Source organism: Paraburkholderia podalyriae, from assembly GCF_014397785.1.
GTDB lineage: Bacteria > Pseudomonadota > Gammaproteobacteria > Burkholderiales > Burkholderiaceae > Paraburkholderia > Paraburkholderia podalyriae.
This window is the reverse complement of sequence record NZ_VZQQ01000093.1, coordinates 1-18083: the sequence shown is the minus strand read 5'-3', so window position 1 is coordinate 18083 and position 18083 is coordinate 1. Positions and strand designations below refer to the sequence as shown.

Annotated in this window: 10 protein-coding genes and 1 pseudogene; 4 read left to right on the top strand and 7 right to left on the bottom strand. The window is 60.8% G+C overall.

Going from position 1 to position 18083, the window contains the following annotated elements; genetic code table 11:
* Positions 1-245, top strand: a 245-nt coding sequence (locus F6X42_RS39050; protein WP_246530476.1) for an ATP-binding protein, incomplete at its 5' end; no start/stop codon positions are given.
* 319 nt (positions 246-564) lie between these two features.
* Here F6X42_RS39050 and F6X42_RS39045 read toward each other — a convergent pair.
* The 4 genes from F6X42_RS39045 to F6X42_RS39030 all read right to left on the bottom strand — a co-directional run bounded on the left by F6X42_RS39045 (position 565) and on the right by F6X42_RS39030 (position 10710).
* The gene (locus F6X42_RS39045) at positions 565-2382 is read right to left on the bottom strand and encodes a sensor domain-containing diguanylate cyclase (RefSeq protein ID WP_187639185.1); all 1818 of its coding nucleotides are present in this window, start codon (positions 2380-2382) and stop codon (positions 565-567) included.
* 296 nt (positions 2383-2678) lie between these two features.
* Positions 2679-3695 carry a DUF4238 domain-containing protein gene (locus tag F6X42_RS39040; protein ID WP_187639184.1) on the bottom strand — a complete coding sequence of 339 codons (1017 nt, stop codon included), beginning with the start codon at positions 3693-3695 and terminating at the stop codon, positions 2679-2681.
* Positions 3696-3788: 93 nt separating this feature from the next.
* Positions 3789-4589, bottom strand: coding sequence for a hypothetical protein (locus tag F6X42_RS39035; RefSeq protein ID WP_187639183.1), 801 nt, complete (start codon positions 4587-4589; stop codon positions 3789-3791).
* 253 nt (positions 4590-4842) lie between these two features.
* On the bottom strand, positions 4843-10710 hold the full coding sequence (locus F6X42_RS39030; protein ID WP_246530475.1) for an ATP-binding sensor histidine kinase: 5868 nt from the start codon (positions 10708-10710) through the stop codon (positions 4843-4845).
* A gap of 744 nt (positions 10711-11454) precedes the next feature.
* Between F6X42_RS39030 and F6X42_RS46155 the strand changes: the two are divergent.
* A pseudogene (locus tag F6X42_RS46155) lies at positions 11455-11625 on the top strand (anthrone oxygenase family protein); the annotation flags it as partial.
* A 461-nt stretch (positions 11626-12086) separates the two neighbouring features.
* Entirely contained in the window at positions 12087-13187 is a 1101-nt protein-coding gene (locus F6X42_RS39020; RefSeq protein WP_187639181.1) for an AEC family transporter, read from the top strand.
* Positions 13188-14222: 1035 nt separating this feature from the next.
* Here the strand turns inward: F6X42_RS39020 and F6X42_RS39015 are convergent.
* The 3 genes from F6X42_RS39015 to F6X42_RS39005 form a co-directional block, all read right to left on the bottom strand.
* A complete protein-coding gene (locus F6X42_RS39015; protein WP_187639180.1) occupies positions 14223-14696 on the bottom strand; it encodes an acyl-CoA thioesterase in 474 nt (157 codons plus the stop codon).
* A 411-nt stretch (positions 14697-15107) separates the two neighbouring features.
* Positions 15108-15536: a hypothetical protein gene (locus F6X42_RS39010; protein ID WP_312893004.1), complete on the bottom strand. Its 429-nt coding sequence runs from the start codon at positions 15534-15536 to the stop codon at positions 15108-15110.
* A gap of 47 nt (positions 15537-15583) precedes the next feature.
* Positions 15584-16009, bottom strand: a complete 426-nt coding sequence (locus F6X42_RS39005; protein ID WP_187639179.1) for a hypothetical protein — start codon at positions 16007-16009, stop codon at positions 15584-15586.
* Positions 16010-17156: 1147 nt separating this feature from the next.
* Here F6X42_RS39005 and F6X42_RS39000 point away from each other — a divergent pair.
* Positions 17157-17426, top strand: coding sequence for a hypothetical protein (locus tag F6X42_RS39000; protein ID WP_187639178.1), 270 nt, complete (start codon positions 17157-17159; stop codon positions 17424-17426).
* The last annotated feature ends 657 nt before the right edge of the window (positions 17427-18083 follow it).

Sequence of the window (18083 nt, the reverse complement as noted above, 5' to 3'; positions counted from 1 at the left end):
GCGACGACGGCTATGTGATCGTCTCGGTGCAAGATTCCGGGACAGGAATTGACCTGCAGCACGCCGATCGGCTATTCGAACCGTTCTTCACTACGAAGCCCGAAGGTATGGGTGTGGGGCTTTCTATTTGCCGTTCGATTATCGATGCCCACGGTGGGCGGGTGTGGGCAGAGAACAATGCCGGATACGGCGCGACCTTTCAGTTCACTATTCCCGTGATCGGCGATAGCGGATCGGGGGAATAACCCGTTGCGGCCCCAGAATTGCAGGTTCGGCCAGCACTCAGAGGTACGACGCAAGCAGTGTCACCGCAATCGCCACACAACCCAGCAACAACAGCGCGCGGACGTCGGCCGGCCCGATCTTGAAGAGGCGGTGGTGCCGGTGAGAGAGGTATCCCAAGCGACGGCTTTGGGTCTTGAACCGGCCGCCCGGCGACCGACTATGGATGTCCGAGACGGGTCGTCTACGGAAGTTCGTAATCGGACCGGTTGATCCATAAATGGACATGGCGGACCATTGCATCGCGCATAAGGTATTTATCGGAACGCGCCGCAGGCTGAGCTAGTCCAGAGAAACCTCGATTCGATTGCGGCCCCGCTCCTTTGCTCGATACAGGGCCTTGTCGCTACGCGACAACGGCTGGTGGATGCCTGCATCGGTCGTTCGCATAATGTCGACGCCAATACTGACGGACAGCTCGATGCGCACGTCGCCATGAATCAAGGGGGTTCGAAATGCACGCTGCTGGACGCGACGGGCGACCTTGATTGCAGCGTCGAGACCCGTATTCGGCAGCACCATTGCAAATTCCTCGCCGCCCAGGCGCCCAACGATGTCACCGACCCGCGTTTCGGCACGTAGAAGCATGGCGAAATGCGCGAGCGCAAGGTCGCCAACTGCATGCCCCCATCGGTCGTTGAGCGCCTTGAAGTAGTCCAGATCAAACATCACAATCGCGGCCACGTCGTTGTCGGTGCTGCGGATGCGCGCCAACTCGGCCTCGCTCTGCTTCATGAAGTACCGGCGATTAGGCAACTGCGTGAGGAAGTCGATAGTCGCGAGTTCCTGCAGTTCAGCCTCGATCTGCTTGCGCTCGGTCACGTCCGTGATGAAGCCGTGCCACAATGTGCTGCCGTCAGCCAGCCGTTGCGGCCGCGCATCCCCTTGCCGCCAGCGCAAGCCTTGTCGCGGCAGTTGCACGCGAAATTCGAGGTGCCACGGCGATAGGCTTGCGGCAGATTGCCTAAGCGACTGGCGGTACGCGGCCAGATCACGCCGATCGACCAGTGCGTCGATGGCTTCTGCGGTCGTCGCGAGCTGCTGTGGCATCAATTCGAAAATGTCGCGGATACCGTCGCTTGCATAGGAGAAGAAGGAGCGTCCATCGGGCATCCACCTGTATTGGAAGACGAGGCCCGGCACCTCGTCGGTCAGGTTCGTGACCAGTTCGACGGACTGCTGGAGCTGCTCGGCCGTTTCCCGCAACGCTGTAATATCGGTCGTCGTACCGACCATGCGCAGCGCTCGCCCGTTGCCGTCGCGCTCGACCACCTTGCCGCGGCTGCAGATCCACTTGTAGCTGCCGTCCTTGCATCGGATCCGGTGCTCGACCGCGTAGCTGTCGGATCTGCTTTCAAAGTGCGCCTGCATCGCTGCGCTGACGTAAGCAAGGTCGTCTGGATGCAAACGCAGATAGGCGTCTTCGATCCTGTTGCCAAGCTCGTGGGACTCGTAGCCGAGGATCGCTTTCCATGCAGGCGAGTAATGAATTTCGCCGGTGGCAACATTGCGGTCCCAGACGCCGGTTCCGCTGCCGTCAAGCGCCAGCGTCATCAGTTCCGCGCGTTCCTCCAGTGCTTTCACGCGGTCGCTTAGGTCCGTGAGCACATCCGTACGTTCAAGCCCGCGGGCGATCACCCCGGCCAGTTCGTACAGAAACCTCCGTTGCGCGTCATCTAGCGTGCGGGGCAAATCATCCAGCAGGTATAGCGCGCCAAGATGACGTCCGGTGGCGTCCGTCAGCGCACAGGCAGCGTAGAAGCGTGGCAATCGCACCGTGAGATCGGAAGGCCCGCCGCGAAAGCGCTCGTCGTCGTGCGTATCCGGCACGATGACCATCCTGTCCATCATTGAGCATGCTTGTGACGACACACCTGTCAGGTCCGGAGGCAGCGCGTCAGGCAAGACGCCGTCCACTGCTTTTGGCCTTTGCCCCAAGGGGGTCGATAAGGTGACGAGAGAAGTTGTGACGCCGAAATGAGCCCGCGCAAGCCTTACCAACGCCTGACATTCGGTGTTGGCCGTTTTCGTTGCTAATTCGTCGACCGTGGGTACGGTAGGCGGAACAACGCCGTCATGCAAATCGTTGCGAACCAGCATAGTAAGCCGTTACAGGGAGGAGCCGCGAGCCGTGGCAAACGACTGTATAACGGCAACGCACGCAGTACATTTAGGGCGAATTGGGTCGCGACGAGCGCCAAGGTTGGTTTTGCAACGGATGCCCGGCGGGCTGTAGCGACAGCCCCGCAGTCGTTCGTGTCGCCCGCTGCTAGGAAGGCGGCGGCTGTCCCCGGTGGGACCGATCGGCGTCGGACCGAGTTCGGCCAGGAACGGACCTTCAACACGAAGACTCAGATCGTTGACGATCGACAGACAAACGTGCGGGGGCTACGGCGTCAGCGACACACGCGGGCGCATTGTGGTGGGGTGACGCTGCCCGCTCCACGGGTCAACGAGCGCTTCGGGGGGACACCACGGGGCCAGTGACGCGTATCGAAGTGTTGGCGAGCGGGGGGGCGCGCGATAAATTCAAGGACGGCAGGTTCGTTCGCGAAAATCTGCTGATAGGACGCCTCGACCACTCTTAGGTTCAGCAACGCGACCTGCTCGGCAGATAGCCCATTGTCGAGAAATGGACAGGCTTCATCAACTTCGCCAAGCCACAGCGCAAGCTTGGGCGACAAGGGGTAAAAGATCATTACGGTCTGAGTTTCCATCGGTCGCAGGTTTATCACGGGTTGGTCGCCAGTGATGAAAGGTATATTCGAGTGATTGCGCAACAACGCGAGCCTTCTGCGTTTCCGCTCACGATAAAGTGAAGCGCCGACATTCTGTGCAAACATAAAGCTCAACATGCTCCATGCACGTCGTATATCGGCGTCTCCCATTGGCTTGATAGTGGCAGCAACACGTTCCGTGATTCCTTTGGTCCGCATATGTTGCTTAGTCAGAAAATCAAGGAACGCGATGCAGCGTTTGTCATCATAAAAACTGATATCGCCATCAAGGGCGCATTTCAGTAGAGGGATGAACCGAGCCTCGACATCTGAGTGGAGCTCCTCCAATACGTTCGAGGCATAGCCATCCAGCAACCTTGTTATTGATTTGCTCTCGGCGGCTCCGGGAATCGCCTCGACCTCGCGAAAAGGAGACATTAGCTTGTCCACCAGTGACTGGAAGCTCCGCTGCGCGGACGGATGGGACTTTTCGAACATCAATTGCACCATTTGCTCATCAGCGGCGGTGAGCTTCTGGAATTTGTAAAAGTCCTTCTCAACTGCGACGCGTGTCGTACCCGTAGGAAAGACCCGATCATTTTGCAGACACCAGATGCTGCCGCGGGTGGTCCACGGCCTCAGATATAGTTGCCATACGTGATGGTGGCGGCGCTTGGGTTTTTGCTGTTCGGTCATTCCCGACTTTGGCGTGATTGCAACCGTCGAATATTAAGCCACTCCACTTACATTCGCTTATCAGCGCGGTCCGCGTATCGCGCCGGGCTTGATTCAATCGGCCGTAGGCTCTTGCCCTCGCGGGGCGCCTGCAGCGGACTGCGCGCTCACGATGCCTTGGCGCACGGCGAATCGAACAATGCGCCCGGCCGACTCGTGATCGCCGAAGCCATTCGCTGCGGCAGCGAACGAGACCACGGCCATTTCGATGCTATGGCGCAAGTATTTGGCGAAGGCAGCCGGGGCGGACGGGTGTGGAACGCCGGATACGTGATACCCCGGCGGATTCCCTCCGTACAGCTCCATCAGTTGCGAGCAGTTCCCATGGACATAGCCGGAGTTGACCGCGTATGTTCTCTTGATCAGACTGCCCACCGTCTCGCCGTCCGGTAAAACCGGTCCCCCTGCATACATCGCATCGATATATTTTCGCAGCTTCCAGCGCTTGAATTCCGGCCGCTCATTGAGGTCCGGAATCCCCGACGACCGCACGCTTTTGTAGTATTCGGGATAGAACGACGCTAGGTATTCGTGGTGTTCCGGCTGTAAGCCGAGCTCAAGGCCTCGCGCCAAGAACATAATGTCCTCGACAGTTTCCTCGACCATTCTCACCAGTGCGGCATGCTCGATTAGATAGCTGGCCTCAAGCAGCATAATCGCAGCGCGCGAGGTACTAACGACGCGGGCCATTTTCGGGACGATTACCTGCTTTACTCCCTGTTTCGCATAGCGGGGCGCACGTCTTCCGGGGTAGATATCCGTCATTTGCGGCGGGTCAATCATGCCTGCAAGGCGGTGCAGAGTCTCTTCCATCAGTGCCAGGGCGTCGATCACGATGGTGTTGTCATTGATCATTGTATTTTGTGTTGTCCTAGGGATGCCAAAGTGTATCGGTTCCGTGTCTGTCAAACAGGGGTGCCTCCAAGAAACGATCATCTTCGTACACTATCGGCCATCTTGAGACACTCGTAGGCGCGCCGCGGCGGACATTGCAAAGTCGGCTTCGAGCCAGACAGCGGACGCTGGCCGATCGACCATAGCTGCCGCATCGCCGGCTCAGCCGGCTCGCGGACCGCAACCGCCAGAAAAGTGCTCGTGCTGCGTGCAATCACGATAAAAGTTCTGGATAAACCGGCACGGTGAACTGAAAGACAGCGCCGCGCGGCACGTTCGCGCTCGCCCACAATCGGCCGCCGTGTGCTTCGATGATCGAACGGCAGATTGACAGTCCCATCCCCAAACCGGCGGACTTCGTTGTGTAGAACGGGGCGAAAACGTGTTCGGCGCTGTCCGCGGCAAAACCCGGCCCCGAATCGAGCACCGCCACGAGCACGCAGCCAGCGTCGGCTGTCCCGGTGGTGACTATTATTTCTCGTGCGCCATCGCTGACGCCGCTCATCGCCTCGATCGCGTTGATGACCAGATTGAGGAGGACTTGTTGCAGTTGCACCCGGTCGCCTTCGATATGCGGCAAGCCCCCCGCGAGTTGCGTCTGCACCGAGGCGCCGCGCTTCGTTGCTTCGCCACGCGTGAGCTCGATCACCTCGCGGATCGCCTCGTTGAGGTCCATCCGTTCCTTCCGTGGTGGCGCCTTCCTGATCAGCTCACGAATCCGGCCGATGACGTCCTCCGCACGATTGGCGTCTTTCACGATACGGCCGAGCGCCTGCCGGACCTTATCCGCGTCAAGAGGCTGCGCGCTCAGCCAGCGCAGCGCCGCTTGGGCGTTAGTGACCGTCGCGGCGATCGGCTGGTTGACCTCATGGGCGATCGAGGCCGCGAGCTGGCCCATGGTGGCCACGCGGTTCGCGTGTGCCAGCTCGATCTGCACCTCACGCAAAGCCTCCGCTGCGCGCTTGGCCTCGGTGATGTCCTCGCACACGATCAATACGACCGGTCGCTTCTTGATCAACATCGTTCTGGCCGTCTCGCGAACCCAGAGCACCGCGCCATCCTTGCGGACCTTGCGCAGTTCCCAGCTCATCGGTCGGCCGAGTTGTTCGAGACAAAGGGCGGTATTCCTCTGGACGGCCTCCCGGTCCGCCTCGAGAAACAGGTTCTGCACGGGAGAACCGGTCAATTCGTCGGCCGTGTAGCCAAGCTGCTCGGCACCAAGGAGGTTCACGGACAGGATGATGCCGGCCGCATCCACCATGAAGAACATGGTCGGGTTGTTCTCGAAGACGGCCTTCCATTGCTCCTCGCTCTGCCGCAGCGCCTCTTCCGCCCGCTTGCGCTCGGTCAGATCGAGCACGAACGCGACACCTTCCTTCCCACCTGCTTCGATACTGGCCCCACCGATCATGACGGGCACGCGGCTGCCATCCTTCCTGAGGTACTCCTTCTCGTAGGGCTGAGAGCGCCCCATCTCCCCGACCGCTGCCAGGGCCTGTTCGGTGCTTTCGCGCCATTCCGGCGGCGTCAGGTCTGCCCAGCGTACGCGACCTGCAACAAGATCTTCGCGCTCGTATCCCACCATCCGAAGAAATGCGTCGTTGGCCTCAAGAATGTCACCATCGGTATTCCAGACGATGATCCCGATGATGTTGGCATCGACGAGGCGGCGGACTTTGGCTTCGCGTCCGGCGAGGTCGCGGTACAAACGGGCATTCTCCAGCGCGATCGCCGCCTGCGCGGCCACCAGCCTCAGCACGGCGATCCGGGCCGGGCTGAACACGCAGGTAGTCAGATTGTTTTCGAGGTAGAGCGCGCCGGTCAGCCTGGCCTGATTCATCAGGGGCAGGCAGAGAATCGAACGGGCACGTTGCTGACGGATGTAAGGATCGGTGGCAAACGGGGGCTCGGCCACGGCCTCGTCGAGAATGACACTCTCGCGGGTGCGCAGGACGTGGTAGAGGACCGACTCCGGCAGCATCGCCGCGCTCACCGGCACATCGCGCAGCTGCAACTGGGTCGCGTCGCCGCCGCTCGTCGCTTCCGCTGCTATCCGGTGTTCGCCGCCGTCCGACAGAATCAACAGGCCGCGTTCGGCGCCGGCCTGTTCAATCGCCGTGCGCATGAGCGTCTTGATCAGCTTCTCCAGCACGATCTCGCCCGACACAGCCTGCGACACCCTGATCACAGTGGCGAGGTCGAGGTGTTCAACCGTCGTCGCGATTGTGCTCGTCGGGGCGGGCGCGGACTTTTCAGTCCTAAGGTGCGGATACCTCTCCTCAAGTTGCCGTACCTTCCCGTCGGCTCCCCAACGCAGGTAGCAGTAGCAGGCGTCCTGCAAATACACACGGGCAATTTTCTCAAAACCGTGTGCCGCGTAGAAGCGGGACGCGAGTTCATTGGCGAGAGCCTCATTGTGAACGAAGCCGTTTGCCTGGGCCGAGTGAATCGCCTGTTCGTACAGACGCTCAGCATCGAAATTGCGCCCCTCAAGGCGGGCGAGCTCGGCACCGACCAGCGCGGCGCGGTTCTCGAAATTCTCTGGACAGTTTTCCGCCCAGATCTCCAGTTGCCTGTGATGCTCAGCCACAGCGTCCAGGTGCGGCCGCCGCTCGTTGGCCGGTACGGTGTCGCACCAGGCGGCTCGGGCCAGTGCGGCGTAAAAGTGATAGTCGGCTTCCTCAAGGTTTGAGGTTGAGGTCCAGAGCAGCCGTTGCGCCTTCGATGCGGCGTCGATGGCCGCCGCATAGTCGCCGGCCATATAGCGCGCCTGCAATTTCCGGATCCAGTACCAACACGCAGCGAGCTTCAAGGCCGGATTGCTGGACAAATGCTGTTCGATACGAAGCTCATTGAATTGCGCGTCGTCAAGGCAGCCGAATTTCAGCGTCAAGCCGCGCAGCATCCAGACCAGCGCGAGTTGCGTGGTGATAATGTCAATGACAAGGCCAAACCGCGCCTTCTCGGCGAATGCGAGGCCGTGTTCGGCTTCGCCTTGCACCTCCGGCAGCGGTGCGCCGGCGAAGAGCAGGTCCGAGTTGAGAAGGCTGCACGTGTAGGCCCCATGCGTGAGGTCTCCGATCCGGTTCGCCGCTTCGAACGCTCGGCGCAGCAGATCGCGGCAAGCCCGCGCGTGTTTCATCCAGGGCACGACGAAAAGCGCGAAGCAAAGATAGGTGCTCGCCTCGAAGCGTTTTAGCCCGCGGCGCTCGACGAGCTCGTAGCCGAGCTGGCCGAAACGAAATCCGGTTTGGTAGTCGCCGAAACGCGGTCCGGCGACCATGCCGAGCCTAACATAGGCGACACATGAAGCATCGCAGTTGCCACGCTCGAGGCTGAGACTGACCGCCTTGCAGGTCGTCAGGGAAGCCAGGTTCGCATCCGTAGACAAGGCCGACGGCACGAGCTTACCCAGAACCTCGACGGTCGCAAGCGTCGCCGGATCCTCCATCGGGGGCAAATCGATGAGTTCCTCGATGGTCCGGCCCCCGAGCAGTGACCCGATGCGCTTGTATTCGCGTCGCACCGCGTCCTCTTTCGGATGGAGGGACCACCCGATACCGACATGCCGGAGGTAGTCGAGACCCACAGCGACCGCGCGGCCGCTCTGATCGAGGGTCGCGCAGACATCAATGTGCGAGCACGCGACCATCGCTTGTTCGACCGTTGTCGTGGCACGAGTCGACAGCGCCGCCAATCGCTCGTCGGCGACCGATAACTGGCCGGTGAGGAATTCGCATTCGGCCCGGTTCAGCTCCAGCGCAAAGATCAGCTCATGCCGTCGCGCCCAGCAATCCTCCGCCAACTGCGCCCCACCCGCGACGAGATAGGCGAGCGCCGCGGCGTAGGCGGTGGCCCCCTTGGCGCGCTTGCCCGCGATCAGGTTGAACTCGGCGAGTTGGTCCCCTTCCTCCTGCTCGGTGATCAGCGCGGCGCCGCGGTTGAGCTGACTGACGATGTCGAAGATCGCCTCCTCCCGCTTCCCGGGAGGTGTGTGCGCCGCGAGCAAGCGACCGATCCGGAGGTGGACCTCGGCGCGGGATGCTTCCGGGATCTGCGAATGGGCGGCTTCCTGGACCCGGTCGTGGATGAATCGGTACGAACCATCCAGGCGCTCGATCAGTTCCTCACGGACCGCCGGCCACAGCGCCGCATGCACCTGCTTGTCCGAAGTCCCGAGAACGATCGCAAGCATCGTGATTGCGGCGGTGTTGCCGAGACAGGCCAGTAGCTGCAACGCCTGCTGCGTGTCGGCCGGCAGGCGGGTCACCTTGCCAACCATGAGGTCGACGACATTGTCGGTGTAGCCCTTGGCATAAATGCGATCGAGATTCCAGGACCAGCACGCCGCGTCATAGTCGAAGGTGAGCAAATCCTCGTCCGCAAGTGCGTGCAGAAACTGAATCACGAAGAACGGGTTGCCGGCGGTCTTCTCATGCACCAGCTGCGCCAGCGGTGCGACGCGCTCGGGCTCGCCGTGAAGGGCATCCGCAATCAACTGCTCTATGTGCTCACGGGCAAGCGGCGCAAGCGTGACTTCATCGACCTTGGCGCCCGTGCTCCTGATCGCCTGAAGCTTGCCCATCAGCGGATGCTGAGCATCGACCTCATTGTCGCGGTAAGCGCCGATCAGCATCAGGTGCTGCAGATCCGACCGGGTCAGCAGGTCCTCGAGCAGGTCGAGCGTCGCCGCGTCGAGCCACTGCAGATCGTCGAGAAAGAGCGCGAGCGGATGGTCCGGTCGGGCAAAGACGCCGATGAAGCGCCCGAACACGAGCTGGAAACGGCGTTGCGCCTGCTGCGGCTCCAGCTCCGGGACCGGCGGTGGGTCACCGACGATGAGCTTCAGTTCGGGGATGAGGTCGGTCATGAGCCGTGCATTCGGGCCCAGCGCCTCCAGCAACGCGTCGCGCCAGCGCGCCAGCTCGGTATCGCGCTTGCCGAGCAGCGGCCGCACCAGGCCTTGGAACGCCTGCACCAGCGTCGAATAAGGGATGTCGCGCTTGTACTGGTCGAACTTGCCGGACGCGAAGAGCCCGCGCGACGGCACCAGCACCTTGTGCAGCTCATTGACGAGCGCGGATTTGCCGATCCCGGAATAGCCGGACACCAGTATCAACTCCGGGGCGCCGCCTTTGACGACGCGGTCGAAGGACGCGAGCAGGGTTTCGACCTCGCGCGCCCGCCCGTACAGTTTCTCGGGGATCAGCAGCCGGTCGGGCGTGTCGTGTTCGCCCAGCGGGAAGTCATCGATGCGGTGCTGACGCTCCCAATCGGCCAGGCAGTGCTGCAGGTCGCGCTCGACGCCGGCCGCGGTCTGGTAGCGCGCCTCGGCCGTCTTGGCGAGCAGCTTCAAGACGATCTGGGAGACCGGAACCGGGATCCTCTCCGACCGCTCGCTGGGCGGCACCGGCTTTCTGGCGATATGGCAGTGCACCCATTCCATGGGGTCGGCGGCCGTAAACGGCAGCGCGCCGGTGAGCATCTGATAGAGCATGACGCCAAACGAATAGAGGTCGCTGCGCGAATCGATCGAGCGGTTCATCCGGCCGGTCTGCTCGGGCGCCATGTAGGCGAACGTGCCGGCGATGGTCTCGGGCGGCGCGGGCGCCTGTCGTTCGCGCGGCAGCCGCGAGGCGAGGCCGAAGCCTGTGAGCCGCGCGTGTCCGTCTACGCAATTCACGAGGATATGGGCGGGCTTGAGGTCCTTATGGACGAGGCCGCGCTGATGGAGCTTGCCGAGCGCCGCGGCGATGCCGATGGCGAGGCGCAAAACCCTGCCCACCTCCATGGGCGCGCCGAGCAGCTGCGCGAGCGGGTCACCGCCCGGATCCTCAAGCACCAGCAGGGTCTGGCCGCCTTCGCGCACCAGCTCCAGCGATCGCACTGCCCACCCGCCATCGAGTTCGTCCTTCAATCCGAATTCGTGCGCGAGGCGTTCGAGGATGCCGGGTGGTGGATGTTCGGCGGCGGGCCGCGCAATCAGGACATCGTCGCCGCCGCCATCGCCATCGCCCGGGCGCCGTCCTCGACAGAAGATGCGCTCGCCATCGTCCCACAAGACTTGAAAGCTGTTACGCATCGCGCTGGAACCATACATCGGCGTTTATCTGTCGCACTCTGCCGTCAGACTGCTGCCTTTTATTGAGTTAAGAGGACGTCAACATCCGTCCGCCTAACGGGCCGGCTGCGCTCGTAAAGCAAGTCGCGCGACCGCATCGCTATAGACTGCAACGTTCTACAGCCGCAAGCGTCTCGTCAGGATACACCTCGGCGACCTAGCGCCATCGGGATTGGGTCGGAGGGCAGCGGTGAGGACCTGCACGCTACTCGGACTGTGCCGTCGAATGGGTGGGGCCTGGCGCGGGGGGCCGTGGCGCGCCACCGACGAGGCTTCGGCGCCGTGGCCAAGGCCAAACCGAACCGTGCCGCGGAGGTTCGCTGCAGAGGCGCTCCTGGTTCGTGACCCTGCGCCCCTCCATCAGACTTCATGCGGGTGCCGTCAGCGTGGCCCATCTCTCGACAATTTTCCGGCTCGCAAACGCCACCGGACCAAGCCGTGAGACACCATCTTTGCGATCCGCGACCGTAGGTGCACCGCAGAGAGCGTGCCGGCAGCCGCGGAGGCACGGATGACCGTTGCGCCTCGGAAGCTGCCGTCTACATGATGAGGCGTCCAACGGCAGAAGTGGGTCGATCTATGCCTTTTGCATGAAATGCGCGCCGAGACGATCGTCGCGCTCGGTCGTGGGACGCAGTGCGGCCAGTATCGGCCGTTCGACGTGGCCGGTCAGATCGGTGACAACTCACAGATCAGTCACGGCTCTTCCGGCTCGGCGCTCTGCTGATAGGCAGTGTCGTGCCGTTCACATTGATCGTCATCAGGCCCACCAACGCGCAGCTATTAATGCAAGGGCGTGATCTCACGTCGGCTGCAACGCGGACGTTACTTGAGAAGTGGGTCCGACTCCACGCAGTTCGTAGCGTAGCGTGTTGATCCTTGCTGCATCCCTGCTCTTTCTGGCGGCCATCCTGAACGTCTGATGCCGACCATGCGGATGTCTGACGGGCAACGGACGCCGCAAACCGGCCAGTTTCGGCGTTTTCAACGAAGCCGCGTGCGGACGCTCAAACGACAGCTACGCCCAGACACCTGACGCTCTGGGTATCGGTAACAAGGCCGCATGTTTGGCCGAAGCCTTCATTCGACGCACCGTAGAGCCCAACCTTCGCGAGCGCGCGGTAACGCTTCAATGTTGCGATATTGCCAACAATCGATTGCGAAACCTGAGCTGCGGGGCACGACCTCTTGCCCTACCATTGCGGAGCTCAACAACACTGCAGGTAAAGGCGCGTGGACGTCTCTTCGATCCGGCAGTCCGCCTTTGAGCTATCGCTAACTGCACCGTTCAAGGTTGACAGTGCACGCGCAGGCTCGCGAGTGTCGGCGCAGCGATCGTGGCCGCCGACTATCACCTCGACATCGCGCAGAAAGTCGCCCCAAGTATCGTTGCAGCAGGCGGCAAAGCCCTTACAATCGCGGCGGACGTGAGCAGCGAAGAAGCTGTCAACAAAGGCGTCGAACGCGGAGCTGCTCACGTAAGGAAAGTAATGATAAGTACGATTGCCACCACACTCATTCCCGTCGCCTTCGTGGTGTTCCTCGGATACTGGGCAGGGCGCCGCAAATATTTTGGGAGCGCTGACCGGGCGCAACTTTCGAAGCTTGTGCTGACGTGGCTGTTGCCGCCGCTCCTCATCGCCGGGATGCTGCAGACCCCACGCGCGGAACTGATGGACTACAGGACTCCGTTGCTCTTCGTCGTCGGACTCCTGCTTCCCTATGTCGTCGTTTTGCTCAGCGTCCGTTACATGGGGAAATGTAATCTGAGCATCTCGACCCTAAGGTCGAATCTGCTGATCTTCCCGGACATGGTCTTCATGGGCGTTCCGATCCTTGGTCGGCTGTTTGGTCCTTCGAGCCTCTATCCCATCCTTGTCGCCAACCTTATTCCGGTGCTGTTCATTCTGCCCGTCACCAACGTCCTGCTCAGGATGGACTCGGACAAGAACGCCGGTGGCGGGGTTCAGGCGGCCGTCAAGACGATCCTGAAGGGGCTGGCCGAGCCTCGTGTCTGGCTGCCGTTCATCGGCATTGCGCTCGTCCTGCTCAATATCCAGGTGCCGAAGTTCGTCATCTCGTCGCTAAATTTGATCGGTGTGGGGACGACCGGCATTGCCCTCTTCGTGTCGGGGCTAATAATCGCCCAGGTAAAGGTGAAGCTGTCGCTGGCCGTCGCGTTTGACACATTTGTGAAGAACCTGCTATGTCCCGCCGTCATGCTCGCCATCGTGCTTGCGCTTGGGATCACCGGTGTCATTGCAAAGGAGGCTGTTTTGCTTGTCGGCCTGCCCTCTGCCGTGATCACGACCATGTTCGCCGAAGAACACGGCATCTTCGAAGCTGAATCCGCAACCACGGTTCTCGCCTCCCGATTATTCTCGTTTATCTCAATCCCGATCGTGGTCGCGGTCACAAATCACATGCTTGCCGCATAAGGGCGATGCGCCATGACAGCCGCCGGGTTACAGCCGGTTCGCCCGACTGGACAAAGGCCCAAAGCTGGGGACGTTCGCGCCTGAAGGACGCCGAGGTTGTCCGGTCGTGGTCGCTCGGCTTCTTCGAGCCGCAGGGCGGTTTCCGTGCGCTGGCATAGTTAGGCCCATGATGCGGCGGTTGCAGATGCGGAATCCAGTCTCGCTGCAGTTGGCCTGATAAAAAACGAAAGCTAGCGGTTGTCTATGGCCGAGCGCTCGACGGCGACACGACCAAGTGAATGGAGCCGTTGAGACTTGCGTCAATAACAGCGTCTGTGCGTGTGTGGCCGACGATTTCGTTCGACCTACCATAGCAATCGCGTCGTGGATTCTGCTCTCACGAAGCTTGCGCAAGCGAGATAGCCCGGGCCCAAGCATTGTCCCGTGAACTTCGGCCACCGTCACTGAGCCGCACAGGCAAATCCAATCTTCAGTATGTCCGTCTCGAGATACCCGTCTAGGCGAAATACCCCGCCGAATGCATCAAGCAGCCCGGAACTGCCCATCAACAAATCGCGTTCTGCGTCCGCTTTCGTTCCTGTCCAAATCGCTAGGACGACGGGCTGACATCGACAGATCCCGCGCTGATCACGTTCGCCTCCGACTCGCCTGGAAGTGCCCGCGAGCCGCTTGCAGCCACGCACGCGAGGTGCGCGACAGATACAAGCGTCGTCTGTTCGATTCTGGAAAGTGAGCGCCGCAAGCCCGGGATACATCGTGCTCTGGAATGTGCTTGTCGACGCAGGCACTTGAGTGTTGCTGCGTTATGACGAGATCGCGCGTGCTGCAAAGGCGGGGTGCGCTCGGCTCGTATCTACGGCATCCGGCGACGTTCCCGCTGCCAAGGGGCCGGCAACCACAATAGGCTGCCGCTGCTGCGCAGATGCAAAACAGCCCGGCCAGCTTGCACCGGTCGGGCTGCTCTATTATTGTGGCGCGCGACGAGGGCGCTCCGCGCATCGCTCGCAAGTCATGCCGCCTTCACAGCGGGTGGACTCAGTGCATCGTGTCGGCTTCGACACCCGCAGCAGCTTCCTCGACGCCCACGACCGCCTGCGTCGTCGGAGCAAGGCTCGCGCGATAACGCTCGAACGCCTCGTCCGCGTAGCGAATCCGCGTGCGGCCATGCGGCGCCGGCTCGCCGTTTTCGTCAAGATTCACGAACACCATCTTCTCGACCGTCAAAATGCTCTTGCGCGTGATCTTGTTGCGCACTTCACAGCGCAGCGTGATCGACGTGCGGCCGAAGTGGGTTGCAGTCATGCCCAGTTCGATGATGTCGCCCTCGCGCGCCGAGCTAACAAAATTGATCTCGGACATGAACTTGGTAACCACGCGCTGATTGTCCAACTGGCAAATCGCGTAAATGGCGGCTTCTTCGTCGATCCAGCGCAGCAGGCTGCCGCCGAACAGCGTGCCGTTCGGGTTCAGGTCCTCCGGCTTTACCCATTTTCTGGTGTGGAAATTCATTGGCGTATCGTGGACTTGATTGGTCTGGTTCAACATTGGCGCAAAACTAAGGGTTAATGCTTAGATTGTGCCACAAACATAGGGTTTTCCCCAATATGTCAAAAATGCCGAAAAATGCGGTTGCCATGGCCGGTGGTGGCGGCCCGGTTTGGCGCGAAGCGCTGGCGCGGCGGAGGGCTTCACGGCATTTTGTTCGCCGGTCGCATATCTTTTTTGCCTGTTGGGGAATGTTCCCCCGGCGGAAGATGCCGCGAGACGGTCGCTACCGGTCGAGGTGGGCCGGCTGTCGCGGACGAGGCGGACTGTGTCCGGCCGTCTACGACCTGTCGTCGTCGGGCCAGCATAGACACTCGAACGTCTGCTATTCGCACAGACAACGGACTCAGGTCGCGACGCACGCAGTCGAACTCTTCACCAACCCTGCGCTTGATCGATCCACATGTCACCGGCCGTTACGACTCGCGAACGCTCTCGTCGCCAATGACCTGTGCGATCAATTACTTGTTTTGCGCGGATGATCCCGTAGCGCTCGCCGAGAACGGCGAGAAGATGAGGCCATTGATCGACGCTGGCGTCGTCGTGAACCTGCTCAAGTTCGCACAGCGGGTCGACGATGTCCGGATCGTAAGCATTCACGTTGGATGCATAGAGTGCCCGCAGCAGCTTGCCGTCCCCGGCGTGCCGATAATACGAAATGCCAATCCCTTCGATGTCCGGGTGATAGAACTCGTCGCTGATGAGCGATCCGACCGCGCACTTGCGGCCGTTGTTGCCGCGCAGCCGGCACGAGCCGTTTTCGTCCTCCGAGACGGCTCCCTGGTTAAGCAGATGAGCGCTCACGCGCTCGTAAATCTCTCTTGCGCACCACATCACAACACCTACAACCCTCACGCAGCGGCGTTCAGAAACTCGGCCGACAGGGCGAATTGACAGGCGATTGATGCCAGCCGCTCGCTCCATTCCCATGTGCCAAATACATCGTGGACGTTCTGCAGACAACTGAGCAATTCAACGGTCATCGGATCGGACACATCGATGCGCGAGCGCAGCAGCGCGCGCTTGAGCGCCGCGACACCGATATCCATATAAGACGGGACGTCCTTCAGCGGTTTCGCGATGCAGCGGATGGGCACGCCTTCCATCGCCGTCATGTAGTCGCGCGGCTTAATGAAGCTGCCGACCGGACAGCCGCCGCAGTAACCCTGATATGCGCCGCCGCCACGAGGCAGCAAGGAGGCTTGCGTCTGGCTGAATAGATGCTCCACGGCGTGGTTGAAAATCTCCTGATGTGTCAGGAAACTCACGCTTTTCATGTTCATCTCCTTGCGCTCGACGCAGCGGCCAATCGTTGCAAATCGGGCAACCTACGCTTTCAGTATCGAACGTCGGCGCTGTTGCGGCTGGGTTGCCGCGAGCACAAACGACGCGATGTTCTGACGAACCTCGATTTGGCTCAAAGCCGCCTGCGGATCAGACTGGGGACCGTTGGAGGCGTAAAGCACGACTGCATCGGGTATAGCCTTACATTACAGCCGCGACCGGAATTGGGCTATCACACGGAAGTAAGGAATGCCTCTACGGAGGGATGTACTGGCACTGCGTTAGCGTTGCTTGGATATACGGGCGTATAGGCTCTCAGAGATTCGATAACGGTTGCGTACGGCATGCGAATGGGCGACGGTAGGGGCCATAGCCGCATAAGCCAGATGCAGGAGGAAGCGATCAGGCGGATGCGCGAGGTGTGGCTAACCACTTTCGCAGGCTGCAACACCGCAGGACTCAAGCCTGTCTATCCAAACGTATAAGCGCACGATACCTGCGGAGGACCGCAGCAAACGTTCGTAGAATGGTTTTCTTTGGGACGTCCGTCTATCCTGATTCCATGGAAGGACGCGGCTCGATTCCGCGTCCAGCAACCACCGTGTCTCCTCGCTCGCGTGACCCTGTCGCGAGTTTCGCCCGCCCAGCCTCGGCTGTCGCGAGCTTTTTGTTATGCTGCCCCAGTCGGCCGTGGGCCAGAAACACCGGCAGCCGCCGACGAGATGGAAGCCACCTCCTTTGCCCGTGCAATACGTGTTTCAAAAGGCGACAGGTGGCGACAACCCGGCGAAAGATCTCGGTGAAACTGTTTCGATGGCTGCGGCGTGATATCCAAAATTGCTTGTCGCTACGACGAGCGCGCGCGCCAACATCGAAGACAAGTGACGAGTAGGAATGCAATCAAACTAAAGAAAAGGCATGAAGCGTTGTCGCTGCCAATGACAAGACCGTCGACGCGCGGTCACGCTTTTAGTCAAACGAAAGTCCGCTAACCGGAATGTCGACTGTCTCTTGTGGGTCCTCTACGGAAGTTCAACGTAGCGTGCCCCTCGTCGCCACGCTGGGTAGGGAGATATACACTCCCCAGCAGCGGATTTCCACAGTTTCAGGACCGGTTGGATCAGCTAGTCAGGTTCGTCAATGAAAAGAGTTTACGTCTACCAGGGCTTTGAGGTCACCGTGGAGCTAGAGCCCGAGTGGGTGACGGAAGCCTCCGGGAAAGGCTGGTTGTTGCCTCCGAAGGGCTTTGTAGCTGTCGTGTCCATCTGCATGGAGGGTGCGACTCGCCCCATGGTTGCGCCGATACGCCTCATGGCAGATAGCCAGCGCCTTTTCGCGACGGAAGGCGATGCGCTCATGGCAGGGTATAGCGCTGGGCAGCGGGTAGTGGACGACACGCTCGTGCGCTGACAACAACTCGTTACCGGATGGTCCTGGTCGACGACTGCTTCCCTCGACTGGGCGTACGCATGACGGCGACTTTGGCGGGTTGACCATGGCCGCGTTGGCCGATCCTTGCCGCCAGTTAAGCCCTGCACCTTTTGATCGCTGCACAATTGTCCTAGGATACAAAAACTGAGGCGTCACAGTCGGCTCGCCGAGCGCGGACAAGGAGCACCATCCCATGCACTGAACCCGTGGAATACAAGACATCGACGATCATGCCCGTTGCGCCAGTTTCCATGGGGGGCTACGCAGCAACAGCGATAGTCACGCACCGCAACGGCAAGCGCGAAGCATTGGGCATTCTTGGTTACTTCGCATCCGAGAGCGCGGCATGCATGTTTGCCGTTGAATACGCAAAAGCCCATATTGACGGTCGGCGACGCCCGAGGCCGCCGTTTTCGCTTCGGTAAGCCTCCGCCGGCCGTTCGCGCTTAGTCCGGTCGATGTGTGGCCGCTCTGCGTCGGCTGCTGCCGATTGCCGTCGGGCAGAGGTCGGCCCAGACTGTGTCAAAACACCATTTTGACGCGTTAAAATGGCTCATCCGATAGCGGAGGATGAGCGAGATGAAGCGGTTCGTTCAAGGCGACAATCGTACACAAAGCTTTCTCCTCCCCGAAGCA

What these genes read in the sequence shown, in the direction of transcription:
- F6X42_RS39045 (WP_187639185.1), bottom strand. Translation starts at nt 2,382, where the DNA reads ATGCTGGTTCGCAACGATTTGCATGACGGCGTTGTTCCGCCTACCGTA.
- F6X42_RS39040 (WP_187639184.1), bottom strand. Translation starts at nt 3,695, where the DNA reads ATGACCGAACAGCAAAAACCCAAGCGCCGCCACCATCACGTATGGCAA.
- F6X42_RS39035 (WP_187639183.1), bottom strand. Translation starts at nt 4,589, where the DNA reads ATGATCAATGACAACACCATCGTGATCGACGCCCTGGCACTGATGGAA.
- F6X42_RS39030 (WP_246530475.1), bottom strand. Translation starts at nt 10,710, where the DNA reads ATGCGTAACAGCTTTCAAGTCTTGTGGGACGATGGCGAGCGCATCTTC.
- F6X42_RS39015 (WP_187639180.1), bottom strand. Translation starts at nt 14,696, where the DNA reads ATGAATTTCCACACCAGAAAATGGGTAAAGCCGGAGGACCTGAACCCG.
- F6X42_RS39005 (WP_187639179.1), bottom strand. Translation starts at nt 16,009, where the DNA reads ATGAAAAGCGTGAGTTTCCTGACACATCAGGAGATTTTCAACCACGCC.
- F6X42_RS39000 (WP_187639178.1), top strand. Translation starts at nt 17,157, where the DNA reads ATGAAAAGAGTTTACGTCTACCAGGGCTTTGAGGTCACCGTGGAGCTA.